General features: G+C 67.4%; 11 protein-coding genes. 7 read left to right on the top strand and 4 right to left on the bottom strand.

The window, feature by feature from the left end; all coding sequences use genetic code 11:
* Positions 1-100: 100 nt before the first annotated feature.
* On the bottom strand, positions 101-907 hold the full coding sequence (locus tag E3N94_RS01175) for a ParA family protein (protein WP_134372980.1): 807 nt from the start codon (positions 905-907) through the stop codon (positions 101-103).
* Positions 908-984: 77 nt separating this feature from the next.
* On the opposite strand from E3N94_RS01175, the gene E3N94_RS01170 reads away from it, so the two are divergent.
* Genes E3N94_RS01170 through def form a run of 3 tightly spaced genes read left to right on the top strand, consistent with a single transcriptional unit; the run spans position 985 to position 6219 of the window.
* On the top strand, positions 985-4389 hold the full coding sequence (locus tag E3N94_RS01170) for a pyruvate carboxylase (protein ID WP_104099537.1): 3405 nt from the start codon (positions 985-987) through the stop codon (positions 4387-4389).
* Between the two features lie 36 nt (positions 4390-4425).
* Positions 4426-5679 carry a MinD/ParA family protein gene (locus E3N94_RS01165; protein WP_241976796.1) on the top strand — a complete coding sequence of 418 codons (1254 nt, stop codon included), beginning with the start codon at positions 4426-4428 and terminating at the stop codon, positions 5677-5679.
* 48 nt (positions 5680-5727) lie between these two features.
* Positions 5728-6219, top strand: coding sequence for a peptide deformylase (gene def, locus E3N94_RS01160; RefSeq protein WP_104099536.1), 492 nt, complete (start codon positions 5728-5730; stop codon positions 6217-6219).
* 253 nt (positions 6220-6472) lie between these two features.
* Here the strand turns inward: def and E3N94_RS01155 are convergent, their stop codons facing one another.
* The gene (locus tag E3N94_RS01155) at positions 6473-8305 is read right to left on the bottom strand and encodes an AMP-dependent synthetase/ligase (protein ID WP_104099535.1); all 1833 of its coding nucleotides are present in this window, start codon (positions 8303-8305) and stop codon (positions 6473-6475) included.
* 175 nt (positions 8306-8480) lie between these two features.
* On the opposite strand from E3N94_RS01155, the gene E3N94_RS01150 reads away from it, so the two are divergent.
* The 3 genes from E3N94_RS01150 (at position 8481) to E3N94_RS01140 (ending at position 11610) form a co-directional block, all read left to right on the top strand.
* Positions 8481-9428 carry an ROK family glucokinase gene (locus E3N94_RS01150; RefSeq protein ID WP_134419386.1) on the top strand — a complete coding sequence of 316 codons (948 nt, stop codon included), beginning with the start codon at positions 8481-8483 and terminating at the stop codon, positions 9426-9428.
* Between the two features lie 27 nt (positions 9429-9455).
* Positions 9456-10145: a lysophospholipid acyltransferase family protein gene (locus E3N94_RS01145; protein ID WP_134419385.1), complete on the top strand. Its 690-nt coding sequence runs from the start codon at positions 9456-9458 to the stop codon at positions 10143-10145.
* A gap of 136 nt (positions 10146-10281) precedes the next feature.
* The gene (locus tag E3N94_RS01140; protein WP_134569684.1) at positions 10282-11610 is read left to right on the top strand and encodes a 3-deoxy-7-phosphoheptulonate synthase class II; all 1329 of its coding nucleotides are present in this window, start codon (positions 10282-10284) and stop codon (positions 11608-11610) included.
* A gap of 67 nt (positions 11611-11677) precedes the next feature.
* Here E3N94_RS01140 and pknB read toward each other — a convergent pair whose 3' ends face one another.
* Together pknB and E3N94_RS01130 are read right to left on the bottom strand one after the other, a co-directional pair.
* Entirely contained in the window at positions 11678-13627 is a 1950-nt protein-coding gene (pknB, locus tag E3N94_RS01135) for a Stk1 family PASTA domain-containing Ser/Thr kinase (RefSeq protein WP_134569641.1), read from the bottom strand.
* An 89-nt stretch (positions 13628-13716) separates the two neighbouring features.
* Positions 13717-15033, bottom strand: coding sequence for a LysM peptidoglycan-binding domain-containing protein (locus E3N94_RS01130; protein ID WP_104099548.1), 1317 nt, complete (start codon positions 15031-15033; stop codon positions 13717-13719).
* Positions 15034-15175: 142 nt separating this feature from the next.
* Here E3N94_RS01130 and E3N94_RS01125 point away from each other — a divergent pair, with 142 nt between their 5' ends.
* The gene (locus E3N94_RS01125; RefSeq protein WP_104099531.1) at positions 15176-15520 is read left to right on the top strand and encodes an Rv2175c family DNA-binding protein; all 345 of its coding nucleotides are present in this window, start codon (positions 15176-15178) and stop codon (positions 15518-15520) included.
* The last annotated feature ends 5 nt before the right edge of the window (positions 15521-15525 follow it).

Genomic DNA, 15525 nt, shown 5'->3' with positions numbered 1-15525 from the left:
CGGAGCGTTCACACGCAGTCGACACGATCGGCTAACGCTGTGCGGCTGACACTAACCGGTCAACCTATCCGGTCAACGTTGTCCGGCTGACGCTCCCTGGCTAGTGCTGTTCCGCGTACTCGCCGATGCGGGCCGTGCGCAGCACGCGTTCGAGCAACTGATCGAAGTAGCGCGCCATTTCCTGGGCGCTGTCGCCGGGCCAGGTGTGCAGCGGCTTCGCTGCGCCCTGCGCCTGCTGAAGCGAGGTGCGTTCCGGCAGTTGCGGGCTGAGTACGAGCGGGCCGAACATGTCGCGGAGTTCCTTGATCCGGAACTGGTGCTCGAGAGACGCCACGCGGGCACGGTTGACGATGATACCGAGCGGCTGCAGACGAGGGCTGAGTCCGCGGCGGATCTCTTCGATCGCGCGCAGCGCCCGGTCGGCCGCGGCCACGGAGAACAGGCCGGGTTCGGTGACCACGGCAACGCGGTCACTGGCCGCCCACGCGGTGCGGGTAAGGGCGTTCAGCGACGGAGCACAGTCGATCAGAACCAGGTCGTAGTCCTTTTCGACCGTGGAGAGTGCCTCTTCGAGCTTCCAGATGTCGCGGATGCTCGGGTGCGGCCCGTCGAAATTAATGGCCGACGGGCTGCCGATCATCACGTCGATGGTGCCGGGGCGGCCGCGCGTCCAGCCGCTGGGAACGATGGCGGCGCGAACGACCTTCTCCTTGGGAGAGGCGAGCACATCGGCGATGTTGAGGTGGCCGGTGACCTCGATGTCCATTCCGGTTGACACATCCGACTGCGGATCAATGTCCACCACCAGGGTTCGCACGCCGCGGGCGAAGGCAGCGGACGCCAGACCCAGGGTTACCGTGGTCTTGCCTACTCCTCCCTTGAGGGAGCTAACGCTTAGTACGTGCACAAGTAGATACGTTACCTTCACTAGTCTTGGAGAACCTAACCGTCAGCTGTGCGCGACGTCACGCTTGAAAGGTCTGCATGTTTACGAAAATTCTTGTTGCCAACCGCGGGGAAATCGCGATCCGGGCTTTTCGGGCGGCTTATGAGCTGGGTGCCAAAACCGTGGCGGTGTTCCCTTTCGAGGACCGCAATTCGCTGCACCGCCTGAAGGCCGACGAGGCGTACCAGATCGGCGAACCGGGACACCCGGTGCGCGCCTATCTCACGGTGAGCGAGATCATCCGGGTGGCCAGGGAGAGCGGAGCCGATGCCATCTACCCCGGTTACGGCTTCCTTTCGGAGAACCCCGAGCTGGCCCTCGCGGCCCGCCAGGCCGGCATCACCTTCATCGGCCCGGGCGAGCACGTGCTCGAGATGGCCGGCAACAAGGTCACCGCGAAGGAGCACGCCATCGCGGCGGGCGTTCCGGTGCTGGGGTCCAGCGCGCCCTCACGCGACGTCGACGAGCTGATCGCCGCGGCCGACGATATCGGGTTCCCGATCTTCGCCAAGGCCGTCGCCGGCGGCGGCGGCCGCGGCATGCGCCGGGTGGCTCAGCTGAGCGATCTCCGCGGCTCCCTTGAGGAAGCCATGCGCGAGGCCAACAGCGCGTTCGGCGACGCGACCATGTTCCTTGAGCAGGCCGTACTGCGGCCGCGTCACATCGAGGTCCAGATCCTGGCCGATGCTTCCGGCGAGACCGTGCACCTGTTCGAACGCGACTGCTCCGTGCAGCGCCGCCATCAGAAAGTCATCGAGATCGCTCCGGCGCCGAACCTCTCTGACGAGATCCGCCAGCGTCTGTACGCCGATGCGGTCGCCTTCGCCCGCTCGATCGGCTACGTGAACGCGGGCACGGTCGAGTTCCTGCTCGACACGGTCGGCGAACGCGCCGGCCAGCACGTGTTCATCGAGATGAATCCGCGCATCCAGGTCGAGCACACCGTGACCGAAGAGGTGACGGATGTCGACCTCGTGCAGTCCCAGATCCGCATCGCCGCGGGCCAGACGCTCCGTGAGCTCGAACTCACGCAGGACAAGATCGTGTTGCGCGGGGCGGCCCTGCAGTGCCGCATCACCACCGAGGACCCGACCATGGGATTCCGCCCGGACACGGGCAAGATCACCACCTATCGCTCGCCCGGCGGCGCCGGCATCCGGCTCGACGGCGGCACAATCAACCCCGGTGCCCAGATCAGCCCGCACTTCGACTCGATGCTCGCCAAGCTCACCTGCCGGGGCCGGGACTTCCCGTCCGCCGTGACCCGATCCAAGCGCGCCCTGGCCGAGTTCCGTATCCGTGGCGTGTCCACGAACATCTCGTTCCTGCAGGCCGTGCTCGACGACCCGGACTTCGCGTCCGGCAACCTGAGCACCTCCTTCATCGATGAGCGCCCGGAGCTGCTGCGCGGCCGCGCCTCCAAGGACCGCGGCACGAAGATCTTGAATTGGCTCGCCGACGTGACCGTCAACAAGCCCAACGGGGTGCCGCTGACCCTGCTGAACCCGGCCGAGAAGCTGCCGAAGCTCGATCTGTCCGAACCGGCTCCGGCCGGCTCCCGCCAACGGCTCCAGCTGCTCGGCCCGGCCGGCTTCGCCGCGGACCTGCGTGCCCAGACCGCCCTGGCCGTGACGGACACCACTTTCCGCGACGCCCACCAATCACTGTTGGCAACCCGGGTGCGCACCCGCGACCTCGTCGCCGTGGCCCCGTATGTGGCCCGGATGACCCCGGAGTTGCTGTCGATCGAGGCCTGGGGCGGCGCCACCTATGACGTGGCGCTGCGCTTCCTCGGCGAAGACCCCTGGGAACGACTGGCGTCGCTGCGAGAGGCCCTGCCGAACATCAACGTGCAGATGCTGCTTCGCGGCCGCAACACGGTCGGTTACACTCCGTACCCGACCGAGGTGACCGATGCGTTCGTGCGCGAGGCCGCCAAAACAGGCGTCGACATCTTCCGCATCTTCGACGCCCTCAACGACGTCTCGCAGATGCGCCCGGCCATCGACGCCGTGCTGGCGACGGGCTCCTCCATCGCCGAGGTCGCGCTCTGCTACACGGGCGATTTGCTCGACCCGGCCGAGAAGCTTTACACCCTGGACTACTACCTCCGGCTCGCGGAGCAGATCGTGGAGTCCGGCGCGCACATCCTCGCGATCAAGGACATGGCCGGCCTGCTGCGCCCCGCCGCGGCCGAGAAGCTCGTCACCGCCCTGCGGTCGCGCTTCGACCTCCCGGTGCACGTGCACACGCACGATACTCCGGGCGGCCAGCTCGCCACGCTGCTCGCGGCCAGCCGCGCCGGCGCCGACGCGGTCGACGTGGCCAGCGCCCCGATGGCCGGCACCACCAGCCAGCCGTCGGCGTCGTCCCTCGTCGCCGCGCTCGTCCACACCGAACGCGACACCGGCATATCCTTACAGGCCGTCTGCGACCTCGAGCCGTACTGGGAAGATGTACGCCGGGTCTACCATCCCTTCGAATCCGGTCTGCGCGCGCCCACCGGCCGCGTCTACAAGCACGAGATCCCCGGCGGCCAGCTGTCCAACCTGCGTACGCAAGCGGTCGCGCTCGGCCTCGCCGACGACTTCGAACTGATCGAGGACATGTACGCCGCGGCCAACGACATCCTCGGCCGGGTGCCGAAGGTGACGCCGTCCTCCAAGGTGGTCGGCGACCTCGCCCTCTACCTCGCCGCCGTGCGTGCCGACCCGGCCGACTTCGCTGAGAACCCGGGCAATTACGACGTGCCCGACTCCGTGATCGGCTTCATGGCGGGGGAGCTGGGCGACCTGCCCGGCGGCTGGCCCGAGCCCTTCCGCAGCAAGGTTCTCGCCGGGCGCAACGTCCGCGTCGGAATCACCGAGCTCACCCAGGAGGAACGCGCGGCCTTGGGCAGCGACGGCCTCACCTGCCGAATGATGCTGAACCAGCTGCTCTTCCCGGCGCCCACGCGCCAATTCGAGCAGATCCGGGAACTCTTCGGTGACCTGTCCGTGCTCGACACGGTGGACTACCTCAACGGTCTCCAGCAGGGCATTGAGCACGCGGTCGAGATCGACAAGGGCGTGCGCCTCTACGTCGGGCTTGAGGCCATCGGCGAGGCCGATGACAAGGGCATGCGCACCGTCATGACCACGCTGAACGGACAGCTCCGACCCGTGTTCGTGCGGGACCGCAACATCACGGTCAGCATCAAGGTCGCCGAAAAAGCGGATGCCAACCGGCCGGGCCAGATCGCCGCGCCGTTCTCCGGGGTGGTCACCCTCCAGGTCGAGGAGGGCGACACCGTCGAGGCCGGGCAGGCCGTCGCCTCGATCGAGGCCATGAAAATGGAGGCCGCGATCACCTCGCCCATCGCGGGAAACATCGAACGGGTGGCCGTGCCGCGAACCCAGCAGGTCGACGCGGGCGATCTGCTGGTGGTGGTGCGTCCACGCTAGGCTTGGTGCGATCTATCGACGAAGGGACTGATCTTTTTGTCAGATAAGCGCACAGGCGCCGAGGCGTCCGGTCCGGACGCCTCCATCGAGCCTCTCGCCGAGCCGGGAGACGAGTACCATAGCGAACTACCGCCGCACACGATCGTGAACCTGGCGGCGGCCCTGCCGGAGAACCTGAAACGCCCGGCTACGCACACGATCGAGATCAGCACCCCGGCCGTGGCGCGCGCCGATCGGTTGTCCGCAGCCGTCACGGGGGCGGTCCGCGCCCTCTCCGGTCCGGCCGTGAGCGACGCCGTTCCGCACACCCGCCGGGAGAGTCTGCGCCCCGCCGGCGGACCGGCCCCCGAGTCCGCCGCCATGCTCACGCCCGATCGGCTGCTGGCCGTCAACCGTCGCACCAAACCGCCGCCCCGCGGAGCCTGGAACAGTTTCGTCTACTCGGCGACCCTGCATCTGGTGAACCTCGGCGACTCGGCCACGGTGCGCGCCTCCAAACAACTCGACGCGCGCATCCGCAAGGATTTCGAGGGCGGCACCCGCTTCGTGCCGATCCTCACCCGCAAGGGCGGGGTCGGCAAGACGACCGTCACCGCACTGATCGGCATGGCCCTGGCCGATGCCCGCGAAGACCGCATCATCGCCGTCGACGCGAACCCCGACCGGGGCACCCTCTCCGAGCGGGTCACGAAACAGACCCGGTCCACCGTGCGCGACGTGGTCACGAAGGCCGCGTCCATCGGCGGCTATACCGATTTCTCGTCGCTGGTCTCCCGCGACGCGACCCGACTCGACATCCTCGCATCCGACACCGACCCGCTCCTCTCCGAGGCCTTCGACGAGAACGACTACAACGTCGTCGCCGACCTGGCGGCGCGGTACTACTCGATCATGCTCACGGACTGCGGCACCGGAATCGTGCACTCCGTCATGCGTGCCACGCTGCAGCGGGCCGATTCGATCGTCATCGTCTCCGGGGGCAGCATCGACGAGGCGCGGCTGGCGTCCGAAACGTTGACCTGGTTGGAAGCCAACGGCTACGGCGACCTGGTTCGCAACGCGGTCGTCGCGCTCAACACGGCGACACAGGGCACGAATCTGGTGAAGCTGGAAGAGATCGAATCGCATTTCCGCTCTCGGGTGCGGGAGATCGTGCGCATCCCCTGGGACCCGCAGCTCGCCGCGGGCAGCATCATCTCCTTCGACGATCTGAAGCCCATCACCCGGCTCGCGGCCCGCACCCTCGCGGCCGTCGTCGTGGAGGGTCTTCCGGCCGACCGCGGCGTCTAAACCGATCCGGTACCCCTGTACCCCCGCATCCATGACTTGGAGTCACCCTTGCCCGAGCGCCAGATCCGTCTCTTCGGAGACCCCGTCCTCAAAACCGTCTCCGACCCGATCGGCACGATCGACGCCCGGGTGCGGAGCCTGATCGAGGACTTGGTCGACAGTGTGCGACTGCCCGGCCGGGCCGGCGTCGCGGCCTCCCAGATCGGCGTGAATCTGCGCGCATTCAGTTTTAACGTCGATGGCGAGATCGGGTACATCCTCAACCCGGTCCTCGTGGAGGTCTCGGGGGAGCCCGAGCTCGTCGACGAGGGCTGCCTGTCGGTGCCGGGCCTCTGGTATCCCACGAAACGGTACCCGTTCGCCCGGGTGACCGGCATCGACCTCGACGGCACGGCGGTCGAACTCTCCGGGTCCGGGATCATGGCTCAGGCCCTGCAGCACGAGACCGACCACCTCGACGGTTTGCTCTACCTGGACCGCCTCGACAAGGAGAACCGGCGGGCCGCCATGAAAGAGGTCCGCGCGTCGAGCTGGTTCTGACCCCAGTCGTTCGGGTCCGAGGCCCTAAAGGGCCTCCGCCCCCCCCACGAATTCGACGGAGATTTTGCCGGAAACGTCCCCCAACGTGCAGAAACGGCAGTTCTACGGCAGAATCTCCGTCGAATTGGTTCGACGCTGGGCACGGCGCTGGGGCTCCCTTATCTACTGGTTCCGACCCAGGCGGCCGGACGACGCGAAACAGGTCCCGTCGCCACTGTGACGACGGGACCTGTTTTGGTCGTCGCGGGGAGTGCTAGCTGCTGACCGGGTTCGTCCCGGTCACCGGGGCGCCCAGGTACATCGCCTCGATCTGATCGGCGTAGTCCCGCAGGATGATGTCCCGTTTGATGCTCAGCTTCGGGGTCAGGTACCCGGCGGCTTCGGTCAGCTCGGTCGTCAGCACCGTGAACTTGCGGATCGACTCCGCCCGCGATACGTGGTCGTTGGCGTGGTCGATGGCGCGCTGCACCTCGGCGAGAACCTTCGCGTTGACGGATGCCTCGGCCAGCGTCATTCCCGCGTCCTCGCCGTTGTTGTTCAACCAGACCGCGAGCATGTCGGGGTCGAGCGTGACCAGGGCGGCGATGAACGGCTTGCGATCGCCGACGACGACCACCTGGCCGATCAGCGGGTTGGACCGGATCGGGTCTTCCAGCGCCGCCGGGGCGACGTTCTTGCCGCCGGCCGTGACGATGATCTCCTTCTTGCGCCCGGTGATGGTGAGGAAGCCGTCGCTGTCCATGGCGCCGATGTCACCGGTGCGGAGCCATCCGTCGTGGAAGGTGGCCGCGGTGGCCACGGGATTCTTCCAGTACTCCGTGAAGACGTTGACGCCTTTGACCTCGATTTCGCCGTCGTCCAGGACGCGCACCGAGACGCCGGGAAGCGGTGGGCCTACGGTGCCGATCTTGAACTTGGTGGCCAGACCCACGGTGGTCGGCGCGGTTGTCTCGGTAAGGCCGTAGCCCTCCAGGATCTTGATGCCGAGGCTGTGGTAGAAGTGACCCAGGTGCATGCCGAGTGGAGCCGAACCGGAGACGGCGTACTTCACGTTGCCACCCATGGCCGCGCGCAGCTTGCTGTAGACCAGACGGTCGAAGAGCGTGAACTTGAGCTTGAGCATCAGCGGAACGCTCTTGCCCTGATCGACCAGCATCGAGTGGTCGACGGCAACCTGGGCGGCCGTCTCGAAGATCTTGCCTCGGCCGGCGGCCAGCGCCTTCTGCTCGGCGGAGTTGTAGACCTTCTCGAACACCCGCGGCACTGCGAGCAGGAAAGTGGGTTTGAAGGTGCCGAGCGATTCGAGCAGCTTCCGGGTATCGGGCTGGTGACCGACGCGCACACCGGCGTGCACGCAGAGAACCGAGATGAATCGGGCGAAAACGTGCGCGGTGGTGATGAACAGCAGCGTGGAAGCGCCGTTCGCGTCGGTGAGCACCTCTTTCAGCGCCACCGCCGAGTTGCGCGACGTCTCGACGAAGTTGGAGTGGGTAAGCACGCAGCCCTTGGGACGGCCGGTGGAACCCGAGGTGTAGATCAGGGTGGCGATGTCCGAACCCACGGCCAGCGAGCGACGCCGCTCGATTTCGGCATCCGGCACGTCGACCCCGGAGGCCGCGAGCTTGTCGAGGTCACCGAGGTCGATCTGCCAGACCTTCTGCACGCTGCCGAGCTCGGGGTGCACCTCGTCGAAGCGGGAAAAGTGCTCGGCGGTCTCGACGATCACCGCCGCGGCGTCGGAGTCACCCAGGATCCACTGGATCTGGATGGGGGAGCTGGTCTCGTAAACGGGGACCAGCACGGCACCGGCGAACCAGGTGGCGAAGTCGATCAGCGTCCACTCATACCGGGTCTTGCACATCAAGCCGATTTTGTCTCCGGGCTGGATTCCTGCCGTGACGAGCCCCTTGGCCAGCGCGACGACCTGGGCATGAAACTCCGTGGTGGTGACGGGGGACCAAGCTCCGTTTCTCGGCAGTGAGAACAACACGGAGTCGGGCGTCGCCTTGAGGCGTTCGACCAGGAGATCGGTGACATTGGCTTGTGGGTCTGCGGGAACGATGGCGGGCAGATCGTACTGTTTCACGGTAGCTCCTCTGGTACCGGGCGGGCGATTTGCCTCACTCTATCCACGTCACTTCGTGGAAGCAGCCGTTTCGCCTGGCCGTGTCTTGGTTCACTACACTCTAGGGGGACGCACCGGCTTCGTTGTCTCGCCCCGCAGAGCGCCCCACTTTATCCATCGACGAAAGAAGTCCTCTGTGCACGCCATTGGTATCGACATCGGCGGCACCAAAATCGCCGCGGCCCTGGTCGACGAATCCGGAACGATCATCCGCTCGGATCGACGCCCGACCACCGCGAGCGATCCTCGCGGGATCGAAGACGCCGTCGTCGACATGATCACGGAGCTCTCGGGGGGCGAGGAGGTCGTCGCCGCCGGGATCGCCGCGGCCGGCTTCATCGACGCCGCCCAGTCCACCGTTTACTACGGGCCCAACGTCAACTGGCGCCACGAGCCGCTTCGGGCCACTCTCGAGGCGCGGCTCGACCTGCCCATCCTGATCGAGAACGACGCGAACGCCGCGGGCTGGGCGGAATTCACCTTCGGCGCCGGCCGGGGCTACACCGACATGGTCACCCTCACCATCGGCACCGGAGTGGGCGGAGCTATCGTCGCCGACAACCGTCTCTTCCGCGGTGGCTTCGGCTGTGCCGCCGAGCTCGGGCATCTGCGCGTGGTGCCCGGCGGTCGCCTCTGCGGCTGCGGCGCCCACGGCTGCATCGAACAGTACGGTTCGGGTCGCGCCCTGCTTCGAATTGCCACCGAGCTGGCGGATGCCGGCGGAATCGGCCTCGGCCTCGCGGCCGCCCGTGAGCGCAAAGGCAAGCTGACCGGCAAAGAGGTCGGCCGGCTGATCCAGGACGGTGACAACGGCGCCTTGGCCGCCCTGAGGCAGTTGGGCGGCTCGCTCGGGCAGGCCTGCGCAAGCCTGGCGGCCGTACTTGACCCGCAGATCTTCGTCTTCGGCGGGGGCGTCGCCGCTGCCGGTGAACTGCTGCTCGAGCCCATCCGCGCCGCATACCTCGAAAATCTGCCGGCCAGGGGCTTCCACCCGGAGGCCGAATTCGCCATCGCGCAGCTCGTCAACGACGCCGGTGTCGTCGGTGCGGCCGACCTGGCGCGGAAACACGTTTTCGCGCAGTAGGCTTTCCGGGTTACCGAGGGAGCAACGATGTTCTACTGGCTCATGAAAAACATTGTCATCGGCCCTCTGCTGCTGGCTATCTTTCGGCCCTGGGTGGTCGGGCTCGAGAACATCCCCAAAGAGGGCGGTGTGATCCTCGCGAGCAATCACCTGTCGTTCATCGACTCGGTGTTCCTGCCGTTGGTCGTTCCGCGTCGCGTCGTCTTCCTCGCAAAGAGTGAGTACTTCACGGGCAAGGGGCTCAAGGGCTGGGCGACACGCCAGTTCTTCAAGGCCACCGGCCAGCTGCCGATCGACCGGTCGGGTGGCAAGGCATCCGAGGATTCCCTCAACACCGGCCTGCGCGTCCTGGGTTCCGGCGGCGTGCTCGGCATCTACCCTGAGGGCACCCGCAGTCCCGACGCGAAGATGTACCGGGGCCGCACCGGCGTGGCGCGGATGGTGCTCGAGGCCGAGGTCCCGGTCATCCCTGTGGCCATGATCGACACTGAGAAGGCCATGCCGACGGGCACCCGCATCCCGAAGGTGCGCCGGATCGGCATCGTGATCGGCAAACCCCTCGACTTCAGCCGCTTCGACGGCATGGAGGGCGACCGGTTCGTGCTCCGGTCCGTGACCGACGAGCTGATGTACGAGCTGCAGGCCCTCAGCCGGCAGGAGTATGTGGACGTCTACGCGACCAGCGTGAAAGAAAAGCGGGCCAGCCTGACCCGATAGAATCAGACGGTTGCCCAGGGGCCGACAGACCCCGACCCGATAGCCCGGCCCGCAATATTTTTCTTGCCGGACCAGACAAAAAAGGAATAGTCCCGTGGTAGACCCCACCGAACCAGTCGTGCTCGCAGATCGATCTGTGGTTGCCGGCCTGGACTATTGGCGCACCCTCCCGATCAAGCAGCAGCCGACCTGGCCCGACGCGGATGCGGTTGCCGCGGCATCTGCCGAACTGTCCACGCAGCCGCCGCTCGTCTTCGCCGGCGAGGTCGACATCCTACGGAACCGGCTCGCCGAGGCCGCCGGCGGCCATGCCTTCCTGCTGCAGGGCGGGGACTGCGCCGAGACGTTCAGCGGCGCCACCGCGGAGCAGATCCGCGACCGGGTCAAGACCGTGCTGCAGATGGCCGTCGTGTTGACGTACGGCGCGTCGATGCCCGTGATCAAGATGGGCCGGATGGCCGGCCAGTTCGCCAAGCCACGCTCCAGCGATTTCGAGACCCGGGGTGGCGTCACCCTGCCGGCTTACCGCGGCGATATCGTCAACGGCTACGATTTCACACCCGAATCGCGCGAGGCCGACCCGGCCCGCCTGGTCAAGGGCTACCACACCGCCGCCTCCACCCTCAACCTGATCCGTGCCTTCACGCAGGGCGGTTTCGCCGACCTGCGCCAGGTGCACAGCTGGAACCAGGGCTTCGCCGCCAACCCGGCCAACCAGCGCTACGAGAAGGTGGCCAAGGAGATCGACCGCGCGATCAAGTTCATGATCGCGTGCGGCGCCGACTTTGAAGCCATGCGTCGGACGGAGTTCTACACCAGCCACGAGGGTCTGCTGATGGACTACGAGCGTCCGATGACCCGGATCGATTCCCGCACGGGCACGCCGTACAACACGTCCGCGCACTTCATCTGGATCGGGGAGCGCACCCGTGACCTTGACGGTGCGCACGTCGACTTCCTCTCCCGGGTGCGCAACCCGATCGGGGTCAAGCTCGGCCCGAGCACGTCAACCGACGACATGCTGCGCCTGGTCGACAAGCTCGACCCGAACCGCGAACCCGGTCGTCTCACGTTCATCACCCGGATGGGTGCGGGCAAGGTGCGCAGCGCCCTGCCGCCGCTGCTGGAGGCGATCAAGGCCAGTGAGGCCAAGCCGCTCTGGGTCACCGACCCGATGCACGGCAACGGTGTGACCACGCCCACCGGGTACAAGACCCGTCGTTTCGACGACGTCGTCGACGAGGTGCGCGGCTTCTTCGAGGCGCACCGCAGCGTCGGCACACACCCGGGCGGCGTTCACGTCGAACTTACCGGCGACGACGTCACGGAGTGCCTGGGTGGTTCCGAGCACATCGACGAGGCCGCGCTGGCGACCCGCTATGAGTCGCTCTGCGATCCGCGCCTGAATCACATGCAGTCGCTCGAGCTCGCCTTCCTGGTTGCCGAGGAGCTTGCCGCTCGCTAACCCGGCCCCGGGTGCCCGCTCCGGCATGGGAACCGCCGGGTACGGCCGGCCCGGCCGGGACGGCTGTCTAGCCGAACGGGTTCGTCGGCTTGAGGGTGATGGTGCTGTTCTTGGGCGCGGCGGTGCCGGCTTCGGGATTCGTCGATGCGACGCTCAGGAGCGGTGCGATGGCATCCGCGCCGAGATTGTAGCTCAGCTTGAATCCCAGGTCGGTGAGCACCTGCTTGCCTTCGTTCCACGGGAGGCCGACGACGTTGGGCACCGTGACGGGTGCCGGGCCGAGGGAGGTAGTGAGTGCATACGTGTCGCCGGTGCGCACGGGACCTTCGTTCACGGGGGCCGCGCTCACGACGTCTCCCTCGGCGATCGACTCACTGTAGACCTCGTCGCCGGGGGTGACGAGCAGCCCCTTCTCCGCCAGGATCGCGGTGGCGTCCTTGACGGATTCGCCGGACACGTCCGGTACGGGGCCGAGTGAGAGAACCAGATTGACTTTCATGCCCACGAAGTAGTCCCCACCCTGGGAGACGTCCCCGGCGTCGGATTCGCGGCTCGCGGAGATGACCAGGCCCGATTCCACGGTGTCGTCGAAGAGGGAATCGGTCGCCCCGATGCCTGCCTTCAGCTCCGTGACGGCGGAGGTCGCAGCATCGGCCGTCAATCCCGCCAGCACGGGCAGAACGATCGGCTGCGGGCCCTGGGATACACGCAGCGTCACCGTGCTGCCCTTCGCCACGCGGGTGCCCGAATCCGGGTTGGTGCTGGAGACGAGGCCGGCGGGGATGGTGCCGCTGAACTCGGTGCCGAGCGCCGCCTCCAGCCCGAGCCCGGTGAGCTGGGCGGTCGCGTCGTCGGGGGACACCGAGACGAGGGCGGGAATCGGGACCTCTGAGCCGGGGCCGTTGCCGAAGAACCAGCCGGTTCCGCCGGCAAGGGCTGCCAGCATGAGCACCAGCGCGAAGAGCCAGAAGCCGCGGAACTTGCGTGTGCGGGCCTTGTCGGCCAGGAGAATGGTGGTGGCGGGTGCCGAGGCAGAAGCCGCCGTGGCCACGCCGGCCACCGCCGGGGCGAGCGGGGCACCGCCGAGGATCTGGGTGTCCGCGTCGGCCACCGCTGCGGTCACGCCGCCGGGCAGCACCATGGTCGCGGATTGTCCGGTCGCCGGGGAGGTCGGGCGCACGAGCTTGTCGAGGTCGAGCAGTTGATCGAGCATGACACGTGCGTCCCGGGGGCGCTGCTCCGGGTCGCGGGCGGTGGCCCAGAGCACCAGTTCGTCGAGCTCGTGCGGAATCGCGGGTATCCGCGCGCTAGGCATGGGCACGTTGTCGTTCGCGTGCTGGTAGGCGATCTGCATGGGCGCTTCGCCGACATAGGGCTGCTCGCCGGTAAGCATCTCGTAGGTCATGATGCCGAGCGCGTAGATGTCGCTGCGGGCATCCGCGATGCCCCGCGTGACGAGTTCGGGGGAGAGGTAGGCGATCGTGCCGAGCAGGGCCTGCCCGGTGGCCGTGTTGTTGTTGACGGCCCGGGCGAGTCCGAAGTCGCCGATCTTGATGCGGCCGTCGTCGGCCAGGAGAACGTTCTCCGGCTTGAGATCGCGATGCACGATTCCTGCTTTGTGCGCGGCGGCGAGGCCCGAGAGCACCGCCTCGAGGATGTCCATCGTCTGCTCACTGGTGAGCCGGCCGTAGTCCTTGAGCAGGTCGCGCAGAGTGATGCCGGGCAGGTATTCCATGACCAGATAGGCCATATCGGCATCCTGGCCCTGGTCGTAGACGTTGACCACGTTCGGGTGCGCGAGCCGGGCGGCCGAGCGGGCCTCCTGCACGAACCGGGCCTTGAACGTGTTGTCGTCGGCGAGGTGCCCGTGCATGATCTTGATGGCGACCCGGCGTTCGAGGCGCAGGTCGGTCGCGAGGTACACGGTGGCCATGCCACCGCGGGCGATCCGTGAGCGCACCTGATAGCGGCCGTCTATCAGACGACCGACCATGGGATCGGCAGAGGTATCGCTCACTAGTCGAGTCTAGGGATTGCGAAGCCGTTCCCTGTGCCGGAACACTCGCAAGTCAGGGTTTTCAAGCCTGAGCGGATGCGAGCTGCAGGTCAGCCGAGATCGGCCAGCCAGGCCCGGGCCGATGTTTCCCACTTCGCGTAGTGGTTCGGGTGAGCCGAGATCTGCACGGTCTGCGCGGCCTCGGTCACGGTCATCGACTCCCAGCCGGGGATGTCGAGCAGTCCGCGCGTGATGCCGGGGTTGGGGTTCACGGGGCCGCCGAAGAAGGCGAGGCTGGCCCGCTCCGGGTCGAGCACCTGCTCGGGGGTTCCCCAGCCGAAACTGGGGCGTTGCTGGAAGAGGCCGAGGGAGTCGCGGTCGCCGTACTGCACGTTGCGCAGCCCGGATTCCTGGGCCGCGGCGGCCAGGGCGATCACGATTGCGGAGTCGCCGGCACCCGCGCGGCGACCGCTCGCGATAATGATTTCGGCGTACCGGCGCATGTCCTCGCTGAGCGGCGTGACCTCGCCGGGCGCTGCAGACGGCGCAGGGGCGGCCTCCTCGATGAGGATCGCCGATTCCATCGCCGGCGCCGCGGGAACGGAGCCGGACGGGATCGACAGGACCTGGCCGGGGTAGATGATGCTGGACCAGCCGAGGCCGTTGGCGTCGAGAACGGATTGCACCGAGACGCCCGCCGCGGCCGCGAGGGCTCCGATGGTCTCGCCGGCGGCGATCGTGTGCGTGCCGGAAGCATTCAGCGGGGCGAAGGCTGCGGCCGGCGCGGCCGAGACCAGCGCGGCACCGTCGCCCGGCGGCAGCACGACGGCCTGCCCGGGGAAGATGATGCTGCCCGCGTCGAGCCCGTTCACGCGGAGCAGGGCCTCGAGGGAGAGCCCGTGCGCGACGGCAACGCCGGAAAGCGTGTCCCCGCTCTGGATCAGGTACCGCGAGATCTCGGCGGCGACGGGCGCCGGAGCCGGAGCGGACGGCTGCGCCAGACCGGCCAGGGTCAGCATCTGGCCCGGGAAGATCACCGCGGACCAGCCAAGGCCGTTGAGGGCGAGCACGGATGCGGTGGAGAGACCGAATCGTCCGGCCACGCTGCTCACGGTGTCGCCTTCGACGACCTGGTACTGGGTCGGCGCCGCGACGGCGGCGATACTCTGCCGACCTGCGCCGGCGGGCACCGCGGTCGGCAGGATGCTCTTGCTCTTGAGCGGCTTCTTCGCGATGGTGGCGGCATCCGCCGGCGACGCCAGGTTCAGGCTGATCGCGATCGTGCTGATCACCACGAGCGGGACGGTGACCAGGATGCCCAGACCCCGTCGTTCGGTGGCGTGCCGGTGGTGGCCCGCACCGGGCGTCGAAGAATTCGCGTCGCTGGTGCTGCTGGCTGGACTGTTCCTGCTGGCTGGTGCCGACATTCCGCTCCCGTCGATTGCGTGCGACAGCGGTGCTGGCACAGCATTGCCCAGTCAATCAGGTTGGCCCCCATTCTGGGCATCAACACGCGCGTTTGCGCCATGAGAGTTTGTCCGCCCCGTCGAATCATGGGAGGCTTGAGGAGTGACCGAATCGTTCTCAGATCAAGAGTGGCTGTCCATCGCCGACCTCGTCCGGGTGCTCGGCGTCAGCCAGAGCCGCGTGCGTCAGCTGATCGACGACAAGCAGCTGCTCGCCATGCGCCGTGACAACGGCCCCTTGCAGATTCCCGCCGCGTTCATCAGGGACGGCGCCCCGCTGCCCGAGCTGCGCGGCACGCTGATCGTGCTCTCCGACGACGGCTTCAGTGACGAGCAGGCGATGCGCTGGCTCCTTGAGGTCGACGGCAGCCTCGGCGTTCCCCCGGTCCAGGCGCTGCTTGCCGGCCGTAAGGCCGAAGTGCGCCGGGTCGCCCAGGCGCTCGCCTGACTTTT

Origin of the sequence: Cryobacterium sp. Sr3, from assembly GCF_004402835.1 — a bacterium.
GTDB lineage: Bacteria > Actinomycetota > Actinomycetes > Actinomycetales > Microbacteriaceae > Cryobacterium > Cryobacterium sandaracinum.
The sequence above is the reverse complement of the archived record's forward strand: the minus strand, read 5'-3'. Positions and strand labels throughout refer to the sequence as shown.